Raw genomic sequence first — 21,132 nt, 5'->3', positions numbered from 1 at the left:
TTCTGTGGTTAATAAGATGGTTTGCCAAATGTGAAATGGTTTGCCGCGCATAAAGCACGGCCTGCAGGGATAAGCGACTATCATCGCCAGCCTACTTTTGCCGGTGCAAAGACAGCAGCAGTTCAGCTTCGGCTCTGGGCATTTCGCATTCGGCCATGATTTCTTCAATACCGGCTCCCAGCTGCACCATTCGCGCGGCGCGGCTGTAGAGCTTGCTTTGGGGATCTTTTAATGCCAGCTCCTGCTGCTGCTCGCGCAGCGCCGCTATATAGCGCCCCAGCTCGTTCAGCTTTTTGCCCATGCCAATATTGGCGGTCTGCAGCTCTTCCAGCTGTTTGCGGTAGCTGTCCCGGCTGCGGGCCAGCTCACGCATCAGGGTACTCATGGCATCCAGCTTGCGCTGGCTGCGCCGCCACATCATCCAGGCCAGGCCAATGGCGGCCAGTGCCATCACCAGCCCCAGTACCGCCAGAATAAGCGCCAGTTCACTGATCATTAAAGCTGACTCAGCTCTTCCCACTCGTCATCGGACAGCAATTTGTCGAGATCCACCAGAATAAGCAGCTCGCTCTCGCGGTTACATACGCCCTGAATAAAGCGCGCACTCTCGCTGGTACCCACATTGGGCGCCGTTTCAATTTCCGACGACTTGAGATAGACCACCTCAGCCACACTGTCGACCAGAATACCAATGACCTGCTTTTCCGCTTCAATGATCACAATGCGGGTATTGTCGGTTACTTCCGCACTGGGCAGGCCAAAACGTAGCCGGGTATCAAGCACAGTAACCACGTTGCCGCGCAGGTTGATAATACCCAGCACATAATCTGGCGCGCCCGGTACCGGAGCAATGTCGCTGTAGCGCAATACTTCCTGTACCTGCATAACGTTAATGCCATAGGTTTCGTTATCAAGCCGAAAGGTCACCCACTGCAACACTTCGCCTTCAGCCAGATTTTCCGCCACATTACGATGATTGCTCATACACTCACCCTTATCTCTCTCAGACCCGTTGTCCGTCTATATTTTTGCCCTGCTCCAGTAATGCAATCAAGGCATCAACATGAAGCAAGGCACACATTTTTTCTTTTACCATACCTGCCAGCCAGGGCCGCGTGCCGGGCGTAGTGCGCCACTTTACCTGCTCACGGCTGAGCAGAGCCGTTCCCTTGAGCTGATGGCAGGACAGTCCCCAGTTACTTTCGCCCAGGGTCACCACATATTGATATTGCTCATCCTGAGTGTGGCCTGGCATGGCCCAGCGCGCCGTATCCACCACACTGAGCTGACGCTCCCGCTCCGTCATAATGCCGGCAAACCAGGCCGGCTTGCCAAACAGACTGGTAAGCCTGTCAAGCTGATAAATGCCACCCAGATGAGTAAGCGGCACAGCAAAGGTCATGCCTGCCACCTCAAAGAACAAGGCCTGAAACTGTGCTTCCGTGTCCATATTGCGCCAGGGAGCCGGCTCCGGCTGTACCTCGGGCGCGACCACCGGCATCTCTGCAGGCGATGGCACATCAATAACCGGTTCTGCCTGGCGCGACTGCGGATCGGCGCTGGCGGCTTCTTCTTCTTTCAGCTCGGCAACCGTCGCCAGCAGTGATTCCAGTGCACGGCGGCGCTCTTCTTCTTTTGGATCAACATAAACCACCGGTCTGGCAGCAGCGTTTGCTGCTTCTGCAGAAACCTGCGGACGTACTGCCGGCTCATCCAGCAGCGCATCAAAATAATCATCCAGAGCTGAAAACTGGCGTTGGTTCATAACGGCTGGTCTCCTCCGTCGAGACGCCACAAAAAGCGCAGCAGGGTCTGATAGGCATAGACACCCCGGCTGCCCTTGGCAAAGTAAGACGGTGGCTCATGGCGCAGGCTGGCATCGCGAAACTTGGTGTCTACCGGTATCACTGCCGGCCAGACTCTGTCACCGTATTGCGCTTTCAGACTGTCAAGGCTCTGCACCGACGCCCGGGTGCGCTGATCATACATGGTTGGCACCACTGTGTAATTAAATCCGTCTTTGCGGGCCTTGTGCATCAGTTTAAAGGTGCTGACCATGCGCTCAAGCCCCTTAAGCGCCAGAAATTCGGTTTGCACCGGTACCAGAATACGGTCACAGGCGGCCAAGGCATTGACCATCATCACGCCCAGCACCGGCGGACAGTCGATAATGGCCACATCAAAGTCATTTTTTACTTCAGCCAGCAGCCGTTTGAGCACCAGTCCCATGCCTTCCCGGCTGCTGGAGGTTCGCTCCAGGGTGGCCAGCGAAATGGAAGCCGGCAGCAGTGTGATGCCATCAAAACGGGTATTCAGTGCCACCCGATCAAATTCAGCCCGGCCGGCACCGGCCTGAAACAAATCAAACAGAGTGCCCGGCAGTTCATCGGAGTTGTAATCCAGATAGGCGGTAAGCGAGCCATGAGGATCCGTGTCGATCAGCAGCACCCGCTTGTTATGCTGTGCCAGCAGGCCTGCCAGCGCCACCACTGAAGTGGTTTTGCCAACACCGCCTTTTTGGTTTGCTACGGTCCAGACTATCACGGCGTTATCCTGTCGTTGGTAATGCGAATGCCGCCTCCCGGCAGCTCATAAACCTGAATACCTTCTTTTTGATCCGGCTCCGGCGGCCGTGCCGGTGGCGGCGAAGGTGGCTGCCAGCGTTCGGCAGCAATAGCAATTTCTACCCGTCGCTGGGGTGCCCTGCCCGCCTCTCGGCGCTGTGCAGTCTCTGCCGGCCGGTATTGGCCATAGGCCTCCAGACGCAGCCGCTGAGGTGCAATGCCCTTTTGCTGCAGCTGCTCCAGCACGGCTCTGGCCCGCTCTGCGGACAATTGCCAGTTGGAGTCATAAAGCTCGTTACTGACAGCAATGCTGTCGGTAAAACCACGCACATGAATAAAATGAGTATCTTGACCCAGCACCGGCATCAGGGCGGAAAATACCGCGTCACTGTTGCCCCTGAGCAGCGCACTGCCCTGGGCAAACAGCAGGCTGCCATCCAGGGTCAGCACCAGTTCATGCGTCCCCTGCTCTATGCCGGCCAGCTGCCGCTCGGTCAGCGGAGCAAGCGTGTTACCCAGCTCCAGTTTCAGCTGATGCAGACTGTTGGCGCTGCTGCTGGCCACCGGCAGTTCACTCACCGGCAGGGCCGGCTGGCCCTCACGCTCCATGGCACCGGTTTGCTCGGGTCGGGAGCCCAGTTGCCCCAGCGCCTGCTGTACCCCCTCCATGACTGGCTGGCGGAGCTCGGTGCGGGATGCATGCACGGCATAGAGCACCACAAACAGGGCAAAGGCCAGGGTCATGTAATCGGCATAGGAAACCAGCCAGCGCTCCGTGTGCTGATCCCGCGGCTTTGATACCAGAGAGCGGCGCTTCATCAATGCCGGCCTCCCTGAAACTGATTGAGCTGCCGGCTTACCGACAGACTGCCCTCGCCCCGGGCAATGGCCAGCAGGCCAATGGCGGTGAGTTCACGGTAGCGCAGCTCCAGCCGGTAAAGCGCCCGCAACCGGTTGGCCAGAGGCAACAGCAGCAGGTTGGCCAGCCCCACGCCATAAAGCGTGGCCACAAAGGCCACGGCGATACCGCTGCCCAGTCTGGCGGGATCGTCCAGATGAGACATGGCCTGAATCAATCCCAGCACGGCCCCGATAATGCCAATGGTGGGGCTGTAACCGCCCATGGCTTCAAATACGCCGGCTTCCAGCTCTTTTTGCTCTTCAATGCGGGCCAGCTCGTTATCCAGCAGCTGCTCCATCATGGCCGGCTCGGTACCGTCTACCAGCCATTGCAGCCCCTGACGGGTAAAGCCATCGATGGTATCGGAATGCAGCCGGCCTTCCAGCGCCAGAAACCCGGACTGACGGGCCTCATGAGACCAGCGCAGCAGGCGCGCGCATTGATCGTGAAAAGGCCACCGCGGAGGGACCAGCACAGTGCGCAGGGCATGTAAGGCGGCGCAAAACTGAAACCAGGGAGTTTGCAGCCAGACGGCACCCAGGCTGCCGCCCAGCACAATCAGTAATGCCGGACCATCAAGCAGCACAGACAGGCTGCCGCCGTGCCACCACTGAGCCAGCACGATGCAGACCAGCGCAAGCAGCAGACCGGCCAGTGCCATATCAGCCCACCATTTCGTTAACGATGGCCTCGCCAATCAGCGGCAGCGGCAATGACTCAGTCGCAATGCCCGCTTTGGCTACCGCCTGAGGCATGCCATAGACCACACAGGTTTCTTCATCCTGTGCCCAGATGCTGGCCCCCTGCTCTTTCAGCAGACGCGAGCCGTCACGGCCATCGGCACCCATACCGGTCAGCACCACGGCAAGCACCTTGCCACCGTAAATATTAGCGGCGGAAGCAAAGGTAATATCAACACAGGGCTTGTAGTTAACCTTGTCGTTGCCGTCGAGAATACGCAACCGGGCAGCACCGGGCCGGCCTTCAAGCATCATTTGCCGGCCACCGGGTGCCAGATAGGCATGGCCCGGACGCAGCATGTCACCGTCTTCGGCCTCTTTCACCCGAATCTGGCACAGGCCGTCAAGCCGGGCAGCAAAGGCAGTGGTAAAGGTACCTGGCATATGCTGCACCAGCACAACAGGATGGGGAAAATTGGCGGGCAGCTTGGTCAGCACCGCCTGCAGGGCTACCGGGCCGCCGGTGGAGGTGCCGATGGCCAGCAGCTGATAACTTTTTCCACTGCGCCGGGGCAGACTGCGCCGCTCGGGGGGAGCGGACGCAGCAGGAGCGGCAACCGGTTCACGACTGAAACGGGATGAGGCGGGCGTGCGCGGGGCAACGGAAGATGAAACCGGTGTGGTGCGGCTGACGGCCGCCCTGGGACGACGGCGGGCAATGGCACGCACACGCTGCTGCAGCTGGGAAATAGCTTCTTCCTTGCTGCGGGCTATGTCTTCAAAGCGTTTTGGCAGAAAATCCATGGCACCGGCATCAAGGGCTTCCAGGGTGGCCCGGGCACCATCGTGAGTGAGCGATGAAAACATCAGCACCGGCGTGGGCGTGGTTTTCATGATTTCACGCACGGCGGTAATGCCGTCCATCACCGGCATTTCAATGTCCATGGTGATCACATCCGGCCGCAGGCTTTTTGCCTTGTCGATGGCCTCTTTACCATTGGCGGCAGTGTCTATCACCTCAAGCAGCGGATCCTGTTGCAGGATCTCGCTCAGCCGGCGACGAAAGAAACTGGAGTCATCAACTACCAGAACCCGAATAGTCATTATTGTTATCGTGCTCCCTGTTGGTGCGTCAGGCGTAACGCCGCGCATAGGCCTTGATCAGGCCTGCAATATCAAGAATAAGGGCAATGCCGCCGTCACTGGTAATAGTGGCTCCCGCCATGCCCGGCGTGCCATGCAACAGCTGATCGAGCGGTTTGATAACCACTTCTTCCTGGCCGATAAGGCCGTCAACCACAAAGCCGACCTGCTGATTGCCTATCATTACAATCACCACATGACCATGGGCCTTGCGATCCCGCTTGCCGCCACGCAGCAACCAGTCCTGCAGATAGAACAGCGGTATGGCCCGGTTACGCACCACTACGGTGAGCTGACCGTCCACCATGCTGGTTTTGGTGAGATCCAGATGGAAAATTTCGTTCACGTTAGTCAGCGGCAGAGCAAAGGTCTGCTCTCCCACTACCACCATCAGAGTAGGCAAAATGGCCAGGGTGAGCGGCACCTTAATCTGCAGCCTGGTGCCTCTGCCTTTTTCCGAATCGATAAAAATGGAGCCGTTTACCGAGCTGATGCCGGTTTTTACCACATCCATGCCCACGCCCCTGCCGGAGACGTCGGTGATTTCTACCTTGGTAGAAAAGCCCGGGGCAAAGATCAGGTTATAGGCTTCGTTGTCGCTCATGCGGGCGGCACCGTCGGCGTCGAGAATGCCTCGCTTGATGGCCAGGTTCTTGAGTTTTTCCGGATCCATGCCGGCACCGTCGTCTTCGATGCCCAGCAAAATATGATCCCCTTCCTGGGACGCGGTAAGACGGATCACGCCCTTGCGGGGCTTGCCGGCGGCTTCTCGCTCTTCCGGCAGCTCAATGCCGTGATCACAGGAGTTGCGCACCAGGTGCACCAGCGGATCGGCCAGGGCTTCTACCAGGTTTTTGTCGAGATCCGTGTCTTCTCCCACCATCTCAAGCTCAATTTCCTTTTTCATGTTGCGGGCAATATCACGCACCACGCGAGGAAAACGGCCAAATACCTTTTTGATGGGCTGCATGCGGGTTTTCATCACAGCGCCCTGCAGATCACCCGTGACCGCATCCAGGTTGGTCACCGCTTTGGTGATCTCTTCATTTTCGTGACCGGACTGCAGGCTGAGCAGGCGGTTACGCACCAGCACCAGCTCGCCCACCATGTTCATGATGCTGTCGAGGGTTTTGGTGTCGACCCGAACCGTGGTGTCGGCCGGCGGCGGAGCGGCCTTGGCAGGTGCGGCTGGTTTGGCATCAGGAGCGGCTTTGGCTGGCTGGCTGCTGGCCGGCACGGATTTTTCCGGTACTGACGTGGCAGTAGGCCCCTTGCCGGCACCGTGGAGTTGATCCAGCAGGGCTTCAAATTCGCCATCGTCAATCAGCTCGTCGTCACCACCGGCAGTATTTTTGTCGGCTGCGGTGTCGGCTGCCGGCGTTTCTGCGGGCACACCACCGTGCTTGCCGGCACCATGCAGCTGATCCAGCAGGGCTTCAAATTCGTCGTCGGTAATATCGTCGCTGTCGCTGCCCGAGGCCGCTTGTTCCTGCTCAGGTTCAGCTGCCAGCTCACCCAGCATTTGCTGATATTCCTGCTCGTTCAGAGACTCGATGCTGTTGCCGGCAGGAGCCGCTGCCTCGGCTGACGGTGCAGTTTCATTTTCCTGCTCGGGCTGACAGTAAAAACTGAGCTCTTCCAGCAAGGTCGGATCGGCAGGTGTGGGCTCCTGACGGCTCTGAATTTCAGCAAACATGGCGTTTACGGTATCCAGCGCCCGCAAGATCACGTCCATCAGCTCTGAAGTAACACGACGCTGACCGGTGCGCAGAATATCAAAGACGTTTTCCGCCTTGTGGCAGGTCTCTACCAGTGCCGTAAGCGACAAAAAGCCGGCACCGCCTTTTACGGTGTGAAAGCCGCGAAAAATAGCATTTAACAGGTCCTTGTCGTCGGGCTGACGCTCCAGGGTGACCAGTTGCTCCGACAGCTGTTCCAGAATTTCCGATGCTTCCACCAGAAAATCCTGCAGAATATCTTCGTCTACCTCAAAGCCCATGCTTGCTCCTTAAAATCCCAGACTGGACAGCAGATCGTCCACTTCATCCTGATCCGAGACCACGTCATCACGTTGTTCCTTGTTGATGATGGGCCCTTCCGCTTCAATGGCCTTCTGTGCCTTTTCAGCGTTAGACTCTTGCTGCTCCAGGCGGGGCGCTTCGTCTGTAAGGCGGCCAAACACCGACAAAATTTCAACCAGCTTGGCTTCCACTTCCTGCACCAGCTTGATCACCCGGCGAATCACCTGGCCGGTAAGATCCTGGTAGTCCTGAGCCATCAGAATTTCGGTCAGCAGCTGACGCAGCTGCTCGGCATCCTGCTCGGAATTTTGCAGAAAGTTGTCGAGCTGATAACACAGCTCCTTGAACTGTCCCAGCTCAAGCTGGCGCTGCATCAGCCCCTGCCAGCCCGGTTTTACCTGCTGTATACGATCGCTGAGCCGGTCTGCGATGGGCAGACTGGCTTCCACTGCGTCCATAGTGCGGTTGGCGGCCTTGTCGGTCATGTCAATGACATGATTAAGCCGCTCGCGGGCGTCGGGAATGTCGGTTTCGGCCAGCACCGGCAGGCGGGGATCGTTACGAAACTCTTGCAGCGAATCATGCAACTGACGGGTAAGCTGACCTACCTGCTCCAGCAGTGCGTCGGCATGAGGCATGCAAACGTCAGTCATAAAACGATCGGCACCGGCCTGGTCACCCTGCTCCAGCAGTGCCACCAGCTGACGGGCCTGTTCCAGGTTGATCAACCCTTGTGCTTGTGTCATGGAAAGACCTTTATCCGATGCGCTCGAATACCTTTTCGAGTTTTTCTTTGAGAGTGCCGGCGGTAAAGGGTTTTACCACATAGCCGTTTACGCCCGCCTGAGCCGCTGTAATGATCTGCTCGCGCTTGGCCTCTGCGGTAACCATTAATACCGGCAGATGCTTGAGCTTGTCATCAGCCCGAATGGCTTTGAGCAGGTCAATGCCCTGCATGCCCGGCATATTCCAGTCGGTGACCACAAAGTCGAAGTCGCCGTTTTTCAGCATCGGCAATGCAGTGAGACCGTCGTCGGCTTCGTGCGTGTTGTTGAAGCCCAGATCTCTGAGCAGATTTTTGATGATCCTGCGCATTGTGGAAAAGTCATCCACAATCAGGATTTTCATGTTCTTGTCCAACCCATTCCTCCTGTTCTGCTGCCTCGGCAGCCACTGAACATGGTGTAAAATACCTACTCAAATACAAGTCGGCCATCGCTCCCGTTTCTGAACGGGAATATGACATTTTTTCACATTGACTGCTTGTTCTGTATCAAGCCTGCCATTCTTTAAGACGAGATTTAAGGCGCAGCATGGCCTGACTGTGGATCTGGCTCACACGAGACTCCGACACCGACAGTATGCCGCCGATCTCTTTCAGATTCAGCTCTTCGTCGTAATAAAGTGACAACACCAGCGCCTCACGCTCGGGCAGTCTGCGAATGCCTTCTGCCAGCGCTCGCTGAAAGCGTTCCTTGGCCATGCCGTCAAAGGGGCTGCCGGTATGACTGTGCAACTCGGCCTGTTGCTCGACGCCTTGCTCAAACTCATCCATTTCAAGCAATTTGCCATGATTGACGTCTGCCAGCATGGCGTGATACTGAGTCAGTGAGACACCCAGTTCATCGGCAATTTCCCGATCCTGAGCCGGTCGCCCTTCCCGTCGCTGAATAGTATGCATGGCCTCGGCAATGTGCCGGCCGTTGCGATGCACCGAACGGGGAACCCAGTCGCCCCGGCGGATTTCATCCAGCATGGCACCGCGAATGCGAATACCGGCAAAGGTCTCAAAACTGGCTCCTTTGGAGGCATCGAAGTTTTTCGACGCCTCCAGCAGTCCGACCATGCCGGACTGAATAAGATCATCAAGCAACACACTATCGGGCAGACGGGCCAGCAGATGCTGAGCAATACGCCGCACCAGGCCGGCATGACGCTCTACCAGACTTTGACTTTGATGCTGTGCGTATGCCTGTGCTCTACTCACTCCGTACTCCTTGCTGGTTCATGGCGGGATTGCGCAGCAGGCGCTCCACAAAGAACTGCAGGTGCCCTTCGGCCCGGTGCGGAGTGGGCCAGTTCAGCGCTTTGGCGGCCAGCGCCCGTATGGCGATGGCAGAAGGCGACTTGGGATACTGGTTTACCACCAGCGCCTGACGGCGCACCGCCAGACGCAAGTTACCGTCAAAGGGAATGCAGGCAACCAGCTCAAGGGAGGCATCCAGAAACTTGTCGGTGACCCGGGTCAGTTTGGCAAACAGCTCCATACCTTCACGCTGGGTACGCACCATGTTGGCCACAATTTTAAAACGAAATACGCCATGCTCCCGGGACAGCAGCTTAATCAAGGCATAGGCATCGGTAATAGAGGTAGGCTCATCACATACCACCACCAGCACTTCCTGGGACGCCCGGGAAAAACTCAGCACCATGTCGGAGATGCCGGCGGCGGTATCTACCAGCAACACATCAATGGGCGTCTGCATTTCACTGAACGCACGAATAAGACTGACATGCTCCAGCGGCGACAGCTCGGTCATGGACTGATTGCCCGATGTGGCCGGAATAATGCGAATGCCCTGCGGGCCTTCGACCATTACCTCATCCAGGGTACATTCGCCTCTCAATACATGAGACAGATTGCGCCGGACCCGAATGCCCAGCAGCACATCCACGTTGGCCAGCCCCAGATCGGCATCGAGTACCAATACCCGCTTGCCCTGCGCTGCCATGGCCGAGGCCATGTTCAGGGTAATATTGGTTTTGCCCACGCCCCCTTTGCCGCCAGTGACGGCAATTACCTGCACTCTGTTCATTTTTTGCATAAGCCGCAGTCCGCTTGCCTGGTCATGAAACCAATTAGTCATAGAAACGCGCATCCTCATCGTCGGCGGCTTCCCAATAATAGGGATCTTCACGCTGCTCTACCGCGCCCATTGCCTGCTTGACCAGCTCACCGGCCTTGGCCAGGCGCAGATCTTCCGGTACTCGCTGGCCATCGGTGACATAGCTGATGGGCAAACTGTTCTGAATACTGATATCAAGCACATCCCCCAGCGACAGGCTTTCATCCAGCTTGGTAAGGATGCAGCCGGCCAGTGGAATGCGCCGAAAGTGCTCTACTGCCTCCTGCAGCACTCTGCGCTGGGCGGTAGCCGGCAATACCAGATAATTACGAATGCGGATCTGGCGATCACCGACCAGGGTATCGAGCTGCTCGTTCAGGCGCATATCACGCTGGCCCATGCCGGCGGTGTCAATTAATACCAGACGGCGATGACGTAACTGATAAAGTGCCTGCGCCAGCTCTTCATAGGTGCGTGCCTGCTTGACCGCCACGCCCATAATGCGGCCGTAGGTCTGCAGCTGCTCATGGGCACCGATGCGATAATGATCCGTGGTGATCAGCGCCAGCTGATCAGCACCATGGCGGGCAGCAAAGCGGGCCGCCAGTTTGGCAATGGTGGTGGTTTTACCCACTCCGGTGGGGCCGAGCAGCGCTACAGCGCCGCCCTGGCGCATAATTTCATCTTCCCCGGTCAGCACCAGCTCGGTCAGGGCGTTTTCAATCTGGGCCCAGGCTTCATGAGGGGCTGCACGCTCATGTACCCGCATGGCCAGCATATCGGCAAAACCATCACTGAAACCAAGCTGGTTCAGTTGTTTAATCACCATGGCGCGCACCGGCTCCCGGCGCTCTACTTCCTGCCACATCAGACCGGATACCTGATGTTCCAGCAGCCGGCGAATACTGGCAATTTCCTGACGCATGGCGTTCAGCTCTTTGTCTTTGGTGCTGTCTTTCTGGCGGCTGCGGCTTTTTTCACCACCGGCAAACAGCGGTGCAGGCGATGGCATCACCGGCTCCCGGCGCGCTTCCGGCTGCCCCCAGTCCACTTGCTCGGCCAGGGTTTTAGGAGACGGTGCTGTGTTGCCACGATTTAACAGCGCCTGCAAGGAGTCAGCCTGCTGCTGCTGGCTGAGTGGCGGAATAAATTGACGGGCCTGCGACGAAATTCTGACATTGTCGTCCGTTAACGGACGCTGCCCCTTATCGACCGGTGTATTGTCGTCATCGTCTACGGCGGCCACAATTTCTATGCCCCCGGACACTTTTTTATTAGACATGATCACCGCATCGGCCCCCAGCTCTTCTTTTACTTCGGCCAGGGCGGCACGCATATCTTTGGCAAAAAACCGTTTAATCTTCATTTATGGCTCTCCCGCTACTGCTGCCCAACTGAAGCCACGATGCGGATTTGGCGATCATCCGGCACTTCCTGATAAGACAGCACCCGCAGACTGGGAATGGTATGTTTTACAAAGCGCGCCAGCGTGGTACGCAGCATGCCTGACGTCAGTAATATGGCCGGCTGGCCTTCCAGCTCCTGGTTGGCAGCAGCCTGCGACAGCGACTGCTGCATGCGCTCTGCCAGCCCCGGCTCTATGCCACTGCCCTGAGCACCACCCGCCTGCAAAGAGTTCTGCAAGATCTGTTCCAGCTCAGGTGCCAGCGTAATAACCGGCAGCTCCCGCTCGGTGCCGGCAATTTCCTGCACCAGAAAGCGGCGCAGAGAAATACGGCAGGCGGCGGTCAGTACTTCCGGATCCTGACTCTTGGGCGCGTATTCGGTGAGGGTCTGCAAAATGGTACGCATGTCCCGAATGGACACCCCTTCGTTCAGCAGGCTCTGCAGTACCTTGGTGACCAGCGCCAGACTGAGCGTATTGGGTACCAGCCCTTCCACCAGCTTGGGCTGAGTGCGGCCCACCTGATCAATCAGGTTCTGTACTTCTTCATGACCCAGCAGCTGAGAGGCATTGTTGGTCAGCAGCTGGCTGAGGTGAGTGGCCACCACGGTGGCGGCATCCACCACTGTGTAACCCAGGCTCTGGGCGTTTTCTATCTGATCCCGGCCAATCCAGGTGGCTTCCAGCCCAAAGGCGGGATCCCGGGTGTCTATGCCCTGCACCGGGCCGAACACCTGACCGGGGTTGATGGCCAGCTCCCGCTCTGGGTAGATATCGGCCACCCCGGAGCTGACCCCCATCAGGGTTATCTGATATTCATTGGGGCTTAACTCCAGATTGTCACGTATGTGCACGGCAGGAATAAGAAAGCCCAGCTCCTGAGACAGCTTTTTGCGCACGCCCTTGATGCGGCTGAGCAGCTCGCCGCCCTGAGACACATCCACCAGACTGATCAGCCGGTAACCCACTTCCAGCCCTATGGTGTCTACCTGGTTTACATCGTCCCAGCTGAGTTCGCGGTTTTCGTTTGCTGCTATCGCCGGTGCCTGAGCATTGCTTTCCTGTTGCTGCTCGGCCTGCTCCTTGCGACGTTTGTGCATCCACCAGGCACCGCCAGCCGCCAGGCCACCCAGCAGCAAAAAGGCAAAATGGGGCATGCCCGGCACCAGTCCCATGGCAATAAGAATGCCGGCAGCAATGGACAGGGAGCGCGGATTGTCAAAAAGCTGACCCAGCATGGCCTGCCCCATGTCTTCCCGGGTATTTTGCCGCGTCACAATTATGGCGGCGGCAATGGACAGCAACAAGGACGGAATCTGCGCCACCAGACCGTCACCTATGGTCAGCAGAGTGTAGACACGCCCTGCTTCACCAAAGCTCAGCTCGTGCTGAGCCATGCCGATAATAAAGCCGCCGATAATATTGATGAACAGGATCATAATGCCGGCAATGGCATCGCCTTTTACAAACTTGGAAGCACCGTCCATGGAGCCGTAGAAGTCGGCTTCCTGTGTGACCTCTTCCCGCCGGGTGCGGGCTTCATCCTGATTGATAATGCCGGCATTAAGGTCGGCGTCGATGGCCATCTGTTTACCGGGCATGGCATCCAGGGTAAAGCGGGCGCTCACTTCCGAAATACGGCCGGCACCCTTGGTCACCACCACAAAGTTGATGATCATCAAAATCAGAAAGACGATAAGGCCCACGGCATAGTTGCCGCCAATAACCACAGAGCCAAAGGCCTCAATCACGTTACCGGCAGCGTTGCCTCCCTGATGCCCTTCCAGCAGTACTACCCGGGTAGAGGCCACGTTCAGCGCCAGCCGCAGCAGAGTGGCTACCAGCAAAACGGTGGGAAAGGCGGCAAAGTCGAGGGGGCGCTGGGTATATACCGCCACCAGCAAAACCACCAGCGCCAGAGCAATATTGAACGAAAACAGCACATCCAGCATTAATGCCGGAATGGGCAGCACCACCATGGCCAGTGCCGCCAGCACCAGCAAAGGCGTACCCATGCCCGAATGTAACCAACGGGTCCACTGTTTAGCCTGAGAAAGCCTTGCCCTTAACTCCATGACACTCGCTGCGGTTTATTGATAGTGGCGGTGAGAATGCAAGAAGTGCGCCATAAATTTACAGGGACTGGGGCCGATTCTAATCCCTAATCCCTAATCCCTTTAAGTCAATCACACCCGGTATTCATCGGGAATCGGCAAGTCGTCTTTCAGCGGCACTGGTTTATTGCCCTGCCCTTTGCGCCAGGCGTTCAGCTGGAACACATAGGCCAGGATCTGGGCCACCGCCACAAAGAGACCGTCGGGAATTTCCCGATCCAGCTTGGTGGAGAAGTACACGGCCCGGGCCAGCGCCGGAGAAGAGATAACCGGCACCTTATACTCCCGGGCAATTTCCCGGATTTTAAGGGCCACTTCATCCAGCCCCTTGGCCACCACCACCGGAGCCGAGCCGGGTTTATCCTTGTCGTAGCGCAGGGCCACCGAGAAATGGGTGGGGTTGACCACCACCACATCGGCGGTGGGGACTTCCGCCATCATGCGGCGGTTGGCCATTTCCTGCTGCAGACGGCGAATACGGCTTTTTACCTCGGGCTTGCCCTCGGTATTTTTGTATTCATCTTTTATTTCCTGCAGGGTCATTTTCAGCTGGCGGGTGTGGTTCCACACCTGAAACGGCACATCAATGGCAACAATGGGCAGCAGCGCCAGACACAAACCCAGCCCCATCCACAGCAAAAGCTCCAGTGCGTCTTTCATGGCCAGGTTCAGGGTTTCACTGCTTAAACGCAGAATATTGTCGAATTGCCCCCACAGCAGCCAGATGGCAATGGTGGCAATGAACACCACCTTGGCGATGGATTTTAACAACTCCACCAGTGCCTGCACGCCAAACATGCGTTTGATACCACTCATGGGACTGAGCCGGTTCCACTTTGGCATCATGGCCTGGGTACTGAAGTTAAAGCCCCCCAGCAGGCTGTTACCCACCAGGGCGGCCACCAGCACTACCGCAAACATGCCCAGCAACGGCCACATGATGCCGCCAATGGCCGAGGCCAGCGCCGGCATCATGGTTTCGGGATCGAAAATGGCGGCCCGCTCCAGCTCAAAGCTGGCGGCAAATACCGCCGACATGGCGGCACCCAGTGCGTCTCCCAGCATGAACAGTGCGGCCGAGGCACTAAGCAGCACCGCGGCCGTGCCCAGCTCCTTGGAACGGGGGATCTGGCCTTTTTCACGGGCTTGCCGAAGCCGTTGCTCCGTGGGCTGTTCTGTTCTTTCCTGACCGTCCGACTCTGCCATGTCAGCCTCCTTCGCAGGTCAGTCTCAGGGTGTCGCACATCACTAGTTGCAGGCGTAACCACTGATTCTCGAAATGATCCATAAAGCCGCCCAGGGTCAGCCACATAATAAACAGGCCGCACACCATGCTGATGGCAAAACCCACGCTGAAAATATTCAGCTGGGGTGCCGCCCGGGTCATGACCCCAAAGCTGAAGTTAATCAGCAGCATGGCCACAATGGCCGACAGAGCCATGGCCACCGCTGCCTGAAACAGCAGGGTAAGCAGGCTCGCCAGGTTTTGCCAGTCACCCACGCTAAAGCCACTTGCCGATACCGGCACAGAAGTAAAACTGAGTACAATGGCTTCTATCATCACCAGATGACCGTCCAGCGCCAGAAACAGCAAGGTGCCCAGCATCAAATAAAGCTGGCCTACCACGGGCGCAGACTGGCCATTGAGTGGATCCACCATGGAGGCAAAGCCCAGACTGGTTTGCATGGCGATGATCTGACCGGCGGTCACAAAGGTCTGCAGCAAAAACTGCGATAACAAACCAATCACGGCACCAATCAGTACCTGCTGTATGCTCACCAGAAACCCTTCCACCGAAAACAGCTCCACCGCCGGCATGGCCGGCAGCACAGGGGCCACGGCAATGGTGATGGCCACCGCCAGCAGCAGGCGCACATACACAGGCGTGAGGTTGGCACCAAACATCACCATGGTCATCATCAACCCGGCAATGCGAAACAGCGGCCAGAGGTAGGACGACAGCCATTGCATCAGCTCGGCAGTGGTGTAGTTCAAACAGCCTCCTTAAAACACAGCTGGAAGCTGGAAGCCTGAAGCTGGAAGCAGCCCGAGTGGTTTATAAGCATAGAGGCAGCTCGAAACTGTGAGTGGAATACAGCACTTACAAACAAGGCTGTTTTTCGTTTTTCTTCAAGCTTCCAGCTTATAGCTTCAAGCTTTGTTCAACCGATGACCTGCGGTATCAGCTCTGTGAGTTCATGAAAGTAGTCAATCAGCATGCCAAAGCCCCAGTGCGCTCCTACCGCCAGCGCACCCAGAGTGACCAGCAGGCGGGGCAGAAAGCTTAAGGTTTGTTCATTAATGGAGGTGGCCGCCTGAAAAATGGAAACCATTAACCCTATCGCCAGACTGGGAAAGATCACCGCCGACACCAGCACGGTCACCAGCCAGAGGGCGCTGCGAAACAGGTCAACGAAGGTTTCCGGACTCATCAGTTTGCTCCCAGTCCGAAACTGGTAGCCAGGGTGCCCATAATCAGGTTCCAGCCGTCCACCAGCACAAACAGCATCAGCTTAAAGGGCAGCGATATCAGCATGGGCGACAGCATCATCATCCCCATGGCCATCAGAATACTGGCCACCACCAGATCAATCACCAGAAAGGGCAAAAACAGCATAAAGCCGATTTGAAAGGCGGTTTTCAGCTCGCTGGTGACAAAGGCCGGAATCAGTACTCTGAGTGGCACTTCTGCTTCGTTGTTTACCTGCACATTGGCGATATTAAGAAAGGTGTCGAGATCCTTTACCCGGGTCTGCGTCAGCATAAAGTCACGAATGGGCTGCTCGGCGCGGGTAAGCGCTTCCTTTGAGCCGATCTCTTCCGCCAGGTAGGGCTGCAGCGCCTCGGCGTTTACCCGGTCGAGTACCGGCGACATAATAAAAAAGGACAGAAACAGACTGATGCCAATCAGCACCTGATTGGACGGGCTTTGCTGCAGGCCCAGGGCCTGCCGCAGAATGGACAGCACCACAATAATACGGGTGAAGGAGGTCATCATAATAACGATGGCAGGCAAAAACGACAGTGCCGTCATTAATGCCAGCACCTGCAGAGTTAAGCTGTATTCCTGACTGCCGTCGGCATTGGTGGTGACCGTCACCGCTGACATGCCCTGCTGAGCCAGTGCCGGCGTGGCCAGCAGCAGTAACAATGGCAAAAAATAGCGAATGCGGCTCACAGGCGTTCCTTATTCATTTATTTGCTCCGACGATTCCCAACAACCCTATTCCCTGCTCCCTATTCCTACGGGGTATTCCCTACTCCCTGTTTTTCAGGTACTTCCAGTGGCTGCTCCAGCTTGCCCAGGTGGCTGATATTCTGCGGCGTAATACCCAGCAGCACCTGCTCCTTGCCTACCTGCACTACCACCAGTTTTTCCTTGTGGCCCAGGGCCAGGCTGGACACCACTTTCAGCTGGCGGTTACCGCCCAGCACCGGCAGCTTGAGCCGGCGCAGCAGCTGCCCCAGCGCCAGCAAAAGACCGATGACCAGGGCCGATGACAGCGCCCAGGAACTCCAGTCAATTTCAGGGCCGCCCTGGGCATAAGCCGGTGCCGCCATCAATAACAACAGCAGAATTCTCATTTCAGCTTTTTAATCCGCTCGGTCTGGCTGATCACATCGGTAAGACGAATACCGAATTTATCGTTCACCACCACTACTTCGCCGTGCGCAATCAGGGTGCCGTTCACCATCACATCGAGCGGCTCACCGGCCAGCCGGTCCAGCTCTACCACAGATCCCTGGTTAAGCTGCAGCAGGTTACGAATGCTGATCTGGCTGCGGCCCACTTCCATGGAAATGGTGACCGGAATATCCAGAATGGTGTCGAGCTTGCGCCGTTCCTCCTGAGTGATGGGATCTTTGCCATCGTTGCTGAAGTCATCCAGCTCGGCCCTTTTAACCTCACTTTGCTCCTGCTCCGCCATGGCGTCGCCCCAGATATCATCCAGCTCGCTTTGATCGAGTTGGTCACCTTGATCGTTCTGCTCGCTCATTATGCGTCCTCAATGGTTCTTTCCAGTTCTTCCAGCTCGGCTTCGCCATCAATGCGCACGCCGCGGCGGGTGACTTCTTGCAATTCAGTTTTAACGGTTTCGGGCCGTTTAATTTTTTCGGTAATACGAATGGCCATTTTTTCCTGAGAGCGGCCCAGCTGGGCTCTGAAGGTGGGCAGCTCTTCCACTGACACCAGCAAGTGCTCGGGCATTTCAATGGGAATAATATCGCCCGCCTGCCAGTCCATGATATTGCGCAGGGTGACTTCCTTCTCCAGCAGACGGGTGGACATTTCCACTTCCACATCGAGAATTTCATCCCGCAGGGCCTTGCCCCAGCGCAGGTCATTTTCGCCCTTGTCGCTCTGCACGCCGGCATCCAGCAACTCACGAATGGGCTCCAGCATGCCGTAGGGCAGGGTAACGTGAAAGTCACCGCCGCCGCCGTCAAGGTCGATATGAAAGGAGCTGACCACCACCACTTCGGTGGGGCTGACAATGTTGGCCATGGTGGGGTTCACCTCTGAGTCGAGGTATTCAAACTCCACGTCCATCACCGGTGCCCAGGCCTCTTTGTAGTCTTCAAATACCAGCTTGAGCAGCAGCTGAATGACCCGGCGCTCGGTGGGAGTAAATTCCCGGCCTTCAATTTTGGCATGACGACCGTCACCACCAAAAAAGTTATCCACCAGAATAAACACCAATCTGGCTTCCATGGTGACCAGACCTATGCCCTTGAGCGGGCGAAAGCGCACCATGTTCAGGCTGGTGGGCAGAAACAAGGAATGTACATATTCGCCGTATTTAATTACCTGCACGCCATTAATGGAGACCTCAGCGGTGCGGCGCATCATATTAAACAGGCTGATGCGCATATGGCGGGCAAAACGCTCATTCACCATTTCCAGGGTCGGCATTCGGCCCCGGACAATGCGATCCTGTGAAGAGAAGTCAAAGGAGGCGACGCCTCCTTCTTCTTTCACTTCTTCTTCTTTGACATCGTCGGCTCCGTGTAACAGAGCATCGATTTCATCCTGGGATAACAGATCGCTCACAGCTCACCTATTGCATCACTATGCTGGTAAATAACACTTTTTCAAATAACCGCTTTTCCAGTACTTCGGCAGTGGCGTAATTCAGCTCATTAAGAGCTTCTTCACGCAGTGCCTTTTTATTGGCGGCCGTCAGATAATTGTCGGCGGTTTGACGGCTGAATACATCCAGCAGAGTGCTTTCCAGCAGTGGCAGATGCTGTCGGGCCAGCTCGGCATTGGCTTCTCCACGCACCATTAATTGCGCCTCAATTTGCACCAGCCGGTCTCGTCGCCCGCCGGGTACGCTGAAGGTAAAGGGCTGTGACAGGCTGACATACATGGCCTGATCACTATTATTATCCTGCTCTGCTACCGGCGCTTCTTCTGCACCCGATATCAGCAACCAGGCGGTCGCTCCGCCTGCTCCCGCCAGCACGAGCAAAAGCAAAATCCAGACCAGCTTGCGTTTATACCATGCCACCTTGGGAATGGTGAGGTTCTCTGCCATTAAGTGTCCTTATGCAAAAAAGTCGATACCACCTTCATGCAATGTTCTGCCCGCTGAATATTGAGTGAAGCCTGCTTCATCATCGTTCGGGCCCTGCTCAAACGAGGATGAATTATGCCCATTTTCCCGGCCGGTTGCACCCTGCCCCTGGTTACCATTTTGCGCTGTATTCTGTTGCTGACCGGCAAAGCTGCCCACCTGCCCCTGTCCCAGCTGAATACCTTGTTGCTGAAGCATATCACGCAGGCGCGGCATGGCCTGCTCCAGCATATCCCGGGCCTGCGCATGCTGAGCCTGGATCTGCATGCTCACTTCGCCCTGCTCGAATTTAAGCTGAATGCGGATGCCGCCAAGTTCGGACGGGTTAAGACGAATATCTGCCTCCTGCAGCTCCTGATTCACCATTACCTGCACCTGCTGGCTCAGCTGGCGGGCATTTTGCTCCGGCGCGGCCTGATGCAGATTGAGCGCCCGCTCCAGCTGAGGCTGAGCCGCGCGCTCGGGGGCCGCGGCTTCACGGGTGGCGGTAATGGCAGCGGTTTGCTGCAGTGGCTGGATCTCGTTTTTTTCGGCCTGGTGAGTGCCTGACTGCACCGCCCCTGCCAGCGCGTCAGCCAGTTTCTCGCCACGGCTGGCATCTTCATCGCGGCTTTCACCATCAGTTCCGGCATCGGCTGATGCTTTTTCGGTGATTGGTGAACTCAGACTCTCAGTGTTTTGTTCTGCCACTGTGGTGTCGGCCTTGCTCTCGGTGCTGCCCTGCTGCGACCAGCGCCGGCCATGCTCAATTTGTGCCAGCCAGTTGGGTGTGCCCGCCGGCTCCTTCGGTGCCTGAGTAGTTTCCTGCCGGGGCGCGGTTTGATTAGCGCTGTCCGGCTCCTGTTCGTGCTGCGGCGGCGCATTTAGCTCCGGCTCGGCTGCTGATACTGACTGCGATTGTGTGACAGCCGGCTGCTGTTGCGCGGCTTGTGGCGGAACGGCCTGTACTTGTGACGCAGGCTGCTGTGCCGGCTGAGATTGAGCGGTTGAAGCCTGAGACGCTGGCAGCCGCTGAGCCGTCTGGGCTTCAGGCTCTGCCGGCTCCCCAGCGGGTGCTGAACCCTGAGGCACAGCCGTCGCTATTGGTTGTGTTTTGAGTTGTGTTTGTGCTTTGGGTTCTGCTTTTGCTTGTTCGGCGGCATCCGTTTGGATGGCAGCGGCTTGAGAGTTCAGTTTGTGCACTTCAATGGCGGCCTCTTTGGCATCGCTCAATTTTATATCGTCATTTTTTATTTGCATGTTATCAGCTGCCGGTACGCTATCCCGGGCTGGTTTGGTGTCAGCCTGGTTCACCACAGCTGCTTTGACGGGTGCATCTTTAACCGCCGACTCACTCTTTGCAGCCGGCTGGTTATCGCTTTCTGCCGATGCGGCTGGAGCTTCACCTTTTACGTTCTGTATGTTGGTATTTTCCGAGCGCGTACTGCTTGCTTGAGCGTCCGGCTCGCTCTTGCTCTGTAATGACGCTGACGCTTGCTGCTGCACCGCCACCGGTATTGCCGCTGCCGGCACCAAATTGCCGCTCTGCAGCGTATCGGCTCTCAGCTCTTCCTCGGGCTTGTCATGCTTCTGCTCTGCCGTTGCACCCGCCGGCTTGTCTGCTTCCTCATCAGGTTCGGCTTTCACCTTGATATCAGCCTCTTTTGGCGTCGTCTCGCCCTGCTCTGAGCCGGCCACTTCCTGTTTGTCTGCAGATTCATTGCCAGCCTGTGCTTGCTGGCCTGCACCGGTTTCGGCGCTTTCCAGCAGTTCGGCAAAGTTAACCCCTTCACCATCGGCTTTGGGCTGCAACAGGGAGCCGGCAGAACTCACAGTGCTGGCAAAGGCAGGAATAATTGTGGTCATACAGAGTCACCTGATTAAAAGTGTGGCCACCGG

At 57.0% G+C, this 21,132-nt stretch carries 23 protein-coding genes; all 23 read right to left on the bottom strand.

Annotated elements, in window-relative coordinates; all coding sequences use genetic code 11:
- Positions 1-91: 91 nt before the first annotated feature.
- The 23 genes from G364_RS0102535 to G364_RS0102425 all read right to left on the bottom strand — a co-directional run bounded on the left by G364_RS0102535 (position 92) and on the right by G364_RS0102425 (position 21,099).
- Entirely contained in the window at positions 92-496 is a 405-nt protein-coding gene (locus tag G364_RS0102535; RefSeq protein WP_019933580.1) for a DUF2802 domain-containing protein, read from the bottom strand.
- Positions 496-984 carry a chemotaxis protein CheW gene (locus G364_RS0102530; RefSeq protein ID WP_019933579.1) on the bottom strand — a complete coding sequence of 163 codons (489 nt, stop codon included), beginning with the start codon at positions 982-984 and terminating at the stop codon, positions 496-498. Before G364_RS0102530 ends, G364_RS0102535 begins: the two co-directional genes overlap by 1 nt.
- Before the next feature lie 19 nt (positions 985-1,003).
- The gene (locus G364_RS0102525) at positions 1,004-1,765 is read right to left on the bottom strand and encodes a chemotaxis protein CheW (protein WP_019933578.1); all 762 of its coding nucleotides are present in this window, start codon (positions 1,763-1,765) and stop codon (positions 1,004-1,006) included.
- Positions 1,762-2,544, bottom strand: coding sequence for a ParA family protein (locus G364_RS0102520; RefSeq protein WP_019933577.1), 783 nt, complete (start codon positions 2,542-2,544; stop codon positions 1,762-1,764). Before G364_RS0102520 ends, G364_RS0102525 begins: the two co-directional genes overlap by 4 nt.
- The gene (locus G364_RS0102515; RefSeq protein WP_019933576.1) at positions 2,541-3,383 is read right to left on the bottom strand and encodes an OmpA family protein; all 843 of its coding nucleotides are present in this window, start codon (positions 3,381-3,383) and stop codon (positions 2,541-2,543) included. Before G364_RS0102515 ends, G364_RS0102520 begins: the two co-directional genes overlap by 4 nt.
- Positions 3,383-4,126, bottom strand: coding sequence for a flagellar motor protein (locus G364_RS0102510; protein WP_019933575.1), 744 nt, complete (start codon positions 4,124-4,126; stop codon positions 3,383-3,385). Before G364_RS0102510 ends, G364_RS0102515 begins: the two co-directional genes overlap by 1 nt.
- 1 nt (position 4,127) lies before the next feature.
- Positions 4,128-5,249, bottom strand: coding sequence for a protein-glutamate methylesterase/protein-glutamine glutaminase (locus G364_RS0102505; protein ID WP_019933574.1), 1,122 nt, complete (start codon positions 5,247-5,249; stop codon positions 4,128-4,130).
- A 28-nt stretch (positions 5,250-5,277) separates the two neighbouring features.
- On the bottom strand, positions 5,278-7,287 hold the full coding sequence (locus G364_RS0102500) for a chemotaxis protein CheA (protein ID WP_019933573.1): 2,010 nt from the start codon (positions 7,285-7,287) through the stop codon (positions 5,278-5,280).
- Positions 7,288-7,296: 9 nt separating this feature from the next.
- The gene (locus tag G364_RS0102495; protein ID WP_026344628.1) at positions 7,297-8,055 is read right to left on the bottom strand and encodes a protein phosphatase CheZ; all 759 of its coding nucleotides are present in this window, start codon (positions 8,053-8,055) and stop codon (positions 7,297-7,299) included.
- A gap of 10 nt (positions 8,056-8,065) precedes the next feature.
- Positions 8,066-8,437, bottom strand: a complete 372-nt coding sequence (cheY, locus tag G364_RS0102490; RefSeq protein WP_425411216.1) for a chemotaxis response regulator CheY — start codon at positions 8,435-8,437, stop codon at positions 8,066-8,068.
- Between the two features lie 145 nt (positions 8,438-8,582).
- Positions 8,583-9,296: an RNA polymerase sigma factor FliA gene (locus G364_RS0102485; RefSeq protein ID WP_019933571.1), complete on the bottom strand. Its 714-nt coding sequence runs from the start codon at positions 9,294-9,296 to the stop codon at positions 8,583-8,585.
- On the bottom strand, positions 9,289-10,176 hold the full coding sequence (locus G364_RS0102480; RefSeq protein WP_019933570.1) for a MinD/ParA family ATP-binding protein: 888 nt from the start codon (positions 10,174-10,176) through the stop codon (positions 9,289-9,291). Before G364_RS0102480 ends, G364_RS0102485 begins: the two co-directional genes overlap by 8 nt.
- On the bottom strand, positions 10,169-11,521 hold the full coding sequence (gene flhF, locus G364_RS0102475) for a flagellar biosynthesis GTPase FlhF (protein ID WP_019933569.1): 1,353 nt from the start codon (positions 11,519-11,521) through the stop codon (positions 10,169-10,171). Before flhF ends, G364_RS0102480 begins: the two co-directional genes overlap by 8 nt.
- A gap of 14 nt (positions 11,522-11,535) precedes the next feature.
- Positions 11,536-13,635, bottom strand: a complete 2,100-nt coding sequence (gene flhA, locus G364_RS0102470) for a flagellar biosynthesis protein FlhA (protein WP_026344627.1) — start codon at positions 13,633-13,635, stop codon at positions 11,536-11,538.
- Between the two features lie 111 nt (positions 13,636-13,746).
- Positions 13,747-14,880 (bottom strand): flagellar biosynthesis protein FlhB, encoded by a 1,134-nt coding sequence (flhB, locus tag G364_RS0102465; RefSeq protein ID WP_019933567.1) that lies wholly within the window; start codon positions 14,878-14,880, stop codon positions 13,747-13,749.
- 1 nt (position 14,881) lies between these two features.
- Positions 14,882-15,670, bottom strand: a complete 789-nt coding sequence (gene fliR, locus G364_RS0102460) for a flagellar biosynthetic protein FliR (RefSeq protein WP_019933566.1) — start codon at positions 15,668-15,670, stop codon at positions 14,882-14,884.
- Positions 15,671-15,837: 167 nt separating this feature from the next.
- Positions 15,838-16,107, bottom strand: a complete 270-nt coding sequence (gene fliQ, locus G364_RS0102455) for a flagellar biosynthesis protein FliQ (RefSeq protein ID WP_019933565.1) — start codon at positions 16,105-16,107, stop codon at positions 15,838-15,840.
- The gene (fliP, locus tag G364_RS0102450; RefSeq protein ID WP_245541363.1) at positions 16,107-16,784 is read right to left on the bottom strand and encodes a flagellar type III secretion system pore protein FliP; all 678 of its coding nucleotides are present in this window, start codon (positions 16,782-16,784) and stop codon (positions 16,107-16,109) included. Before fliP ends, fliQ begins: the two co-directional genes overlap by 1 nt.
- Positions 16,785-16,918: 134 nt before the next feature.
- Entirely contained in the window at positions 16,919-17,260 is a 342-nt protein-coding gene (fliO, locus tag G364_RS0102445) for a flagellar biosynthetic protein FliO (RefSeq protein ID WP_019933563.1), read from the bottom strand.
- Positions 17,257-17,673, bottom strand: a complete 417-nt coding sequence (gene fliN, locus G364_RS0102440; protein ID WP_019933562.1) for a flagellar motor switch protein FliN — start codon at positions 17,671-17,673, stop codon at positions 17,257-17,259. The genes fliO and fliN overlap by 4 nt, the downstream gene beginning before the upstream one ends.
- A complete protein-coding gene (gene fliM, locus G364_RS0102435; protein WP_019933561.1) occupies positions 17,673-18,728 on the bottom strand; it encodes a flagellar motor switch protein FliM in 1,056 nt (351 codons plus the stop codon). The genes fliN and fliM overlap by 1 nt, the downstream gene beginning before the upstream one ends.
- Positions 18,729-18,735: 7 nt before the next feature.
- On the bottom strand, positions 18,736-19,215 hold the full coding sequence (locus G364_RS0102430) for a flagellar basal body-associated FliL family protein (protein WP_019933560.1): 480 nt from the start codon (positions 19,213-19,215) through the stop codon (positions 18,736-18,738).
- A gap of 9 nt (positions 19,216-19,224) precedes the next feature.
- Positions 19,225-21,099 carry a flagellar hook-length control protein FliK gene (locus G364_RS0102425; protein WP_019933559.1) on the bottom strand — a complete coding sequence of 625 codons (1,875 nt, stop codon included), beginning with the start codon at positions 21,097-21,099 and terminating at the stop codon, positions 19,225-19,227.
- Positions 21,100-21,132: the final 33 nt, after the last annotated feature.

It is taken from the genome of Oceanimonas smirnovii ATCC BAA-899 (genome assembly GCF_000381965.1).
In the GTDB taxonomy this organism is placed as follows: domain Bacteria; phylum Pseudomonadota; class Gammaproteobacteria; order Enterobacterales; family Aeromonadaceae; genus Oceanimonas; species Oceanimonas smirnovii.
Note: the sequence above shows the minus strand (reverse complement) of the source record. Positions and strands in the feature narration are given on the sequence as shown.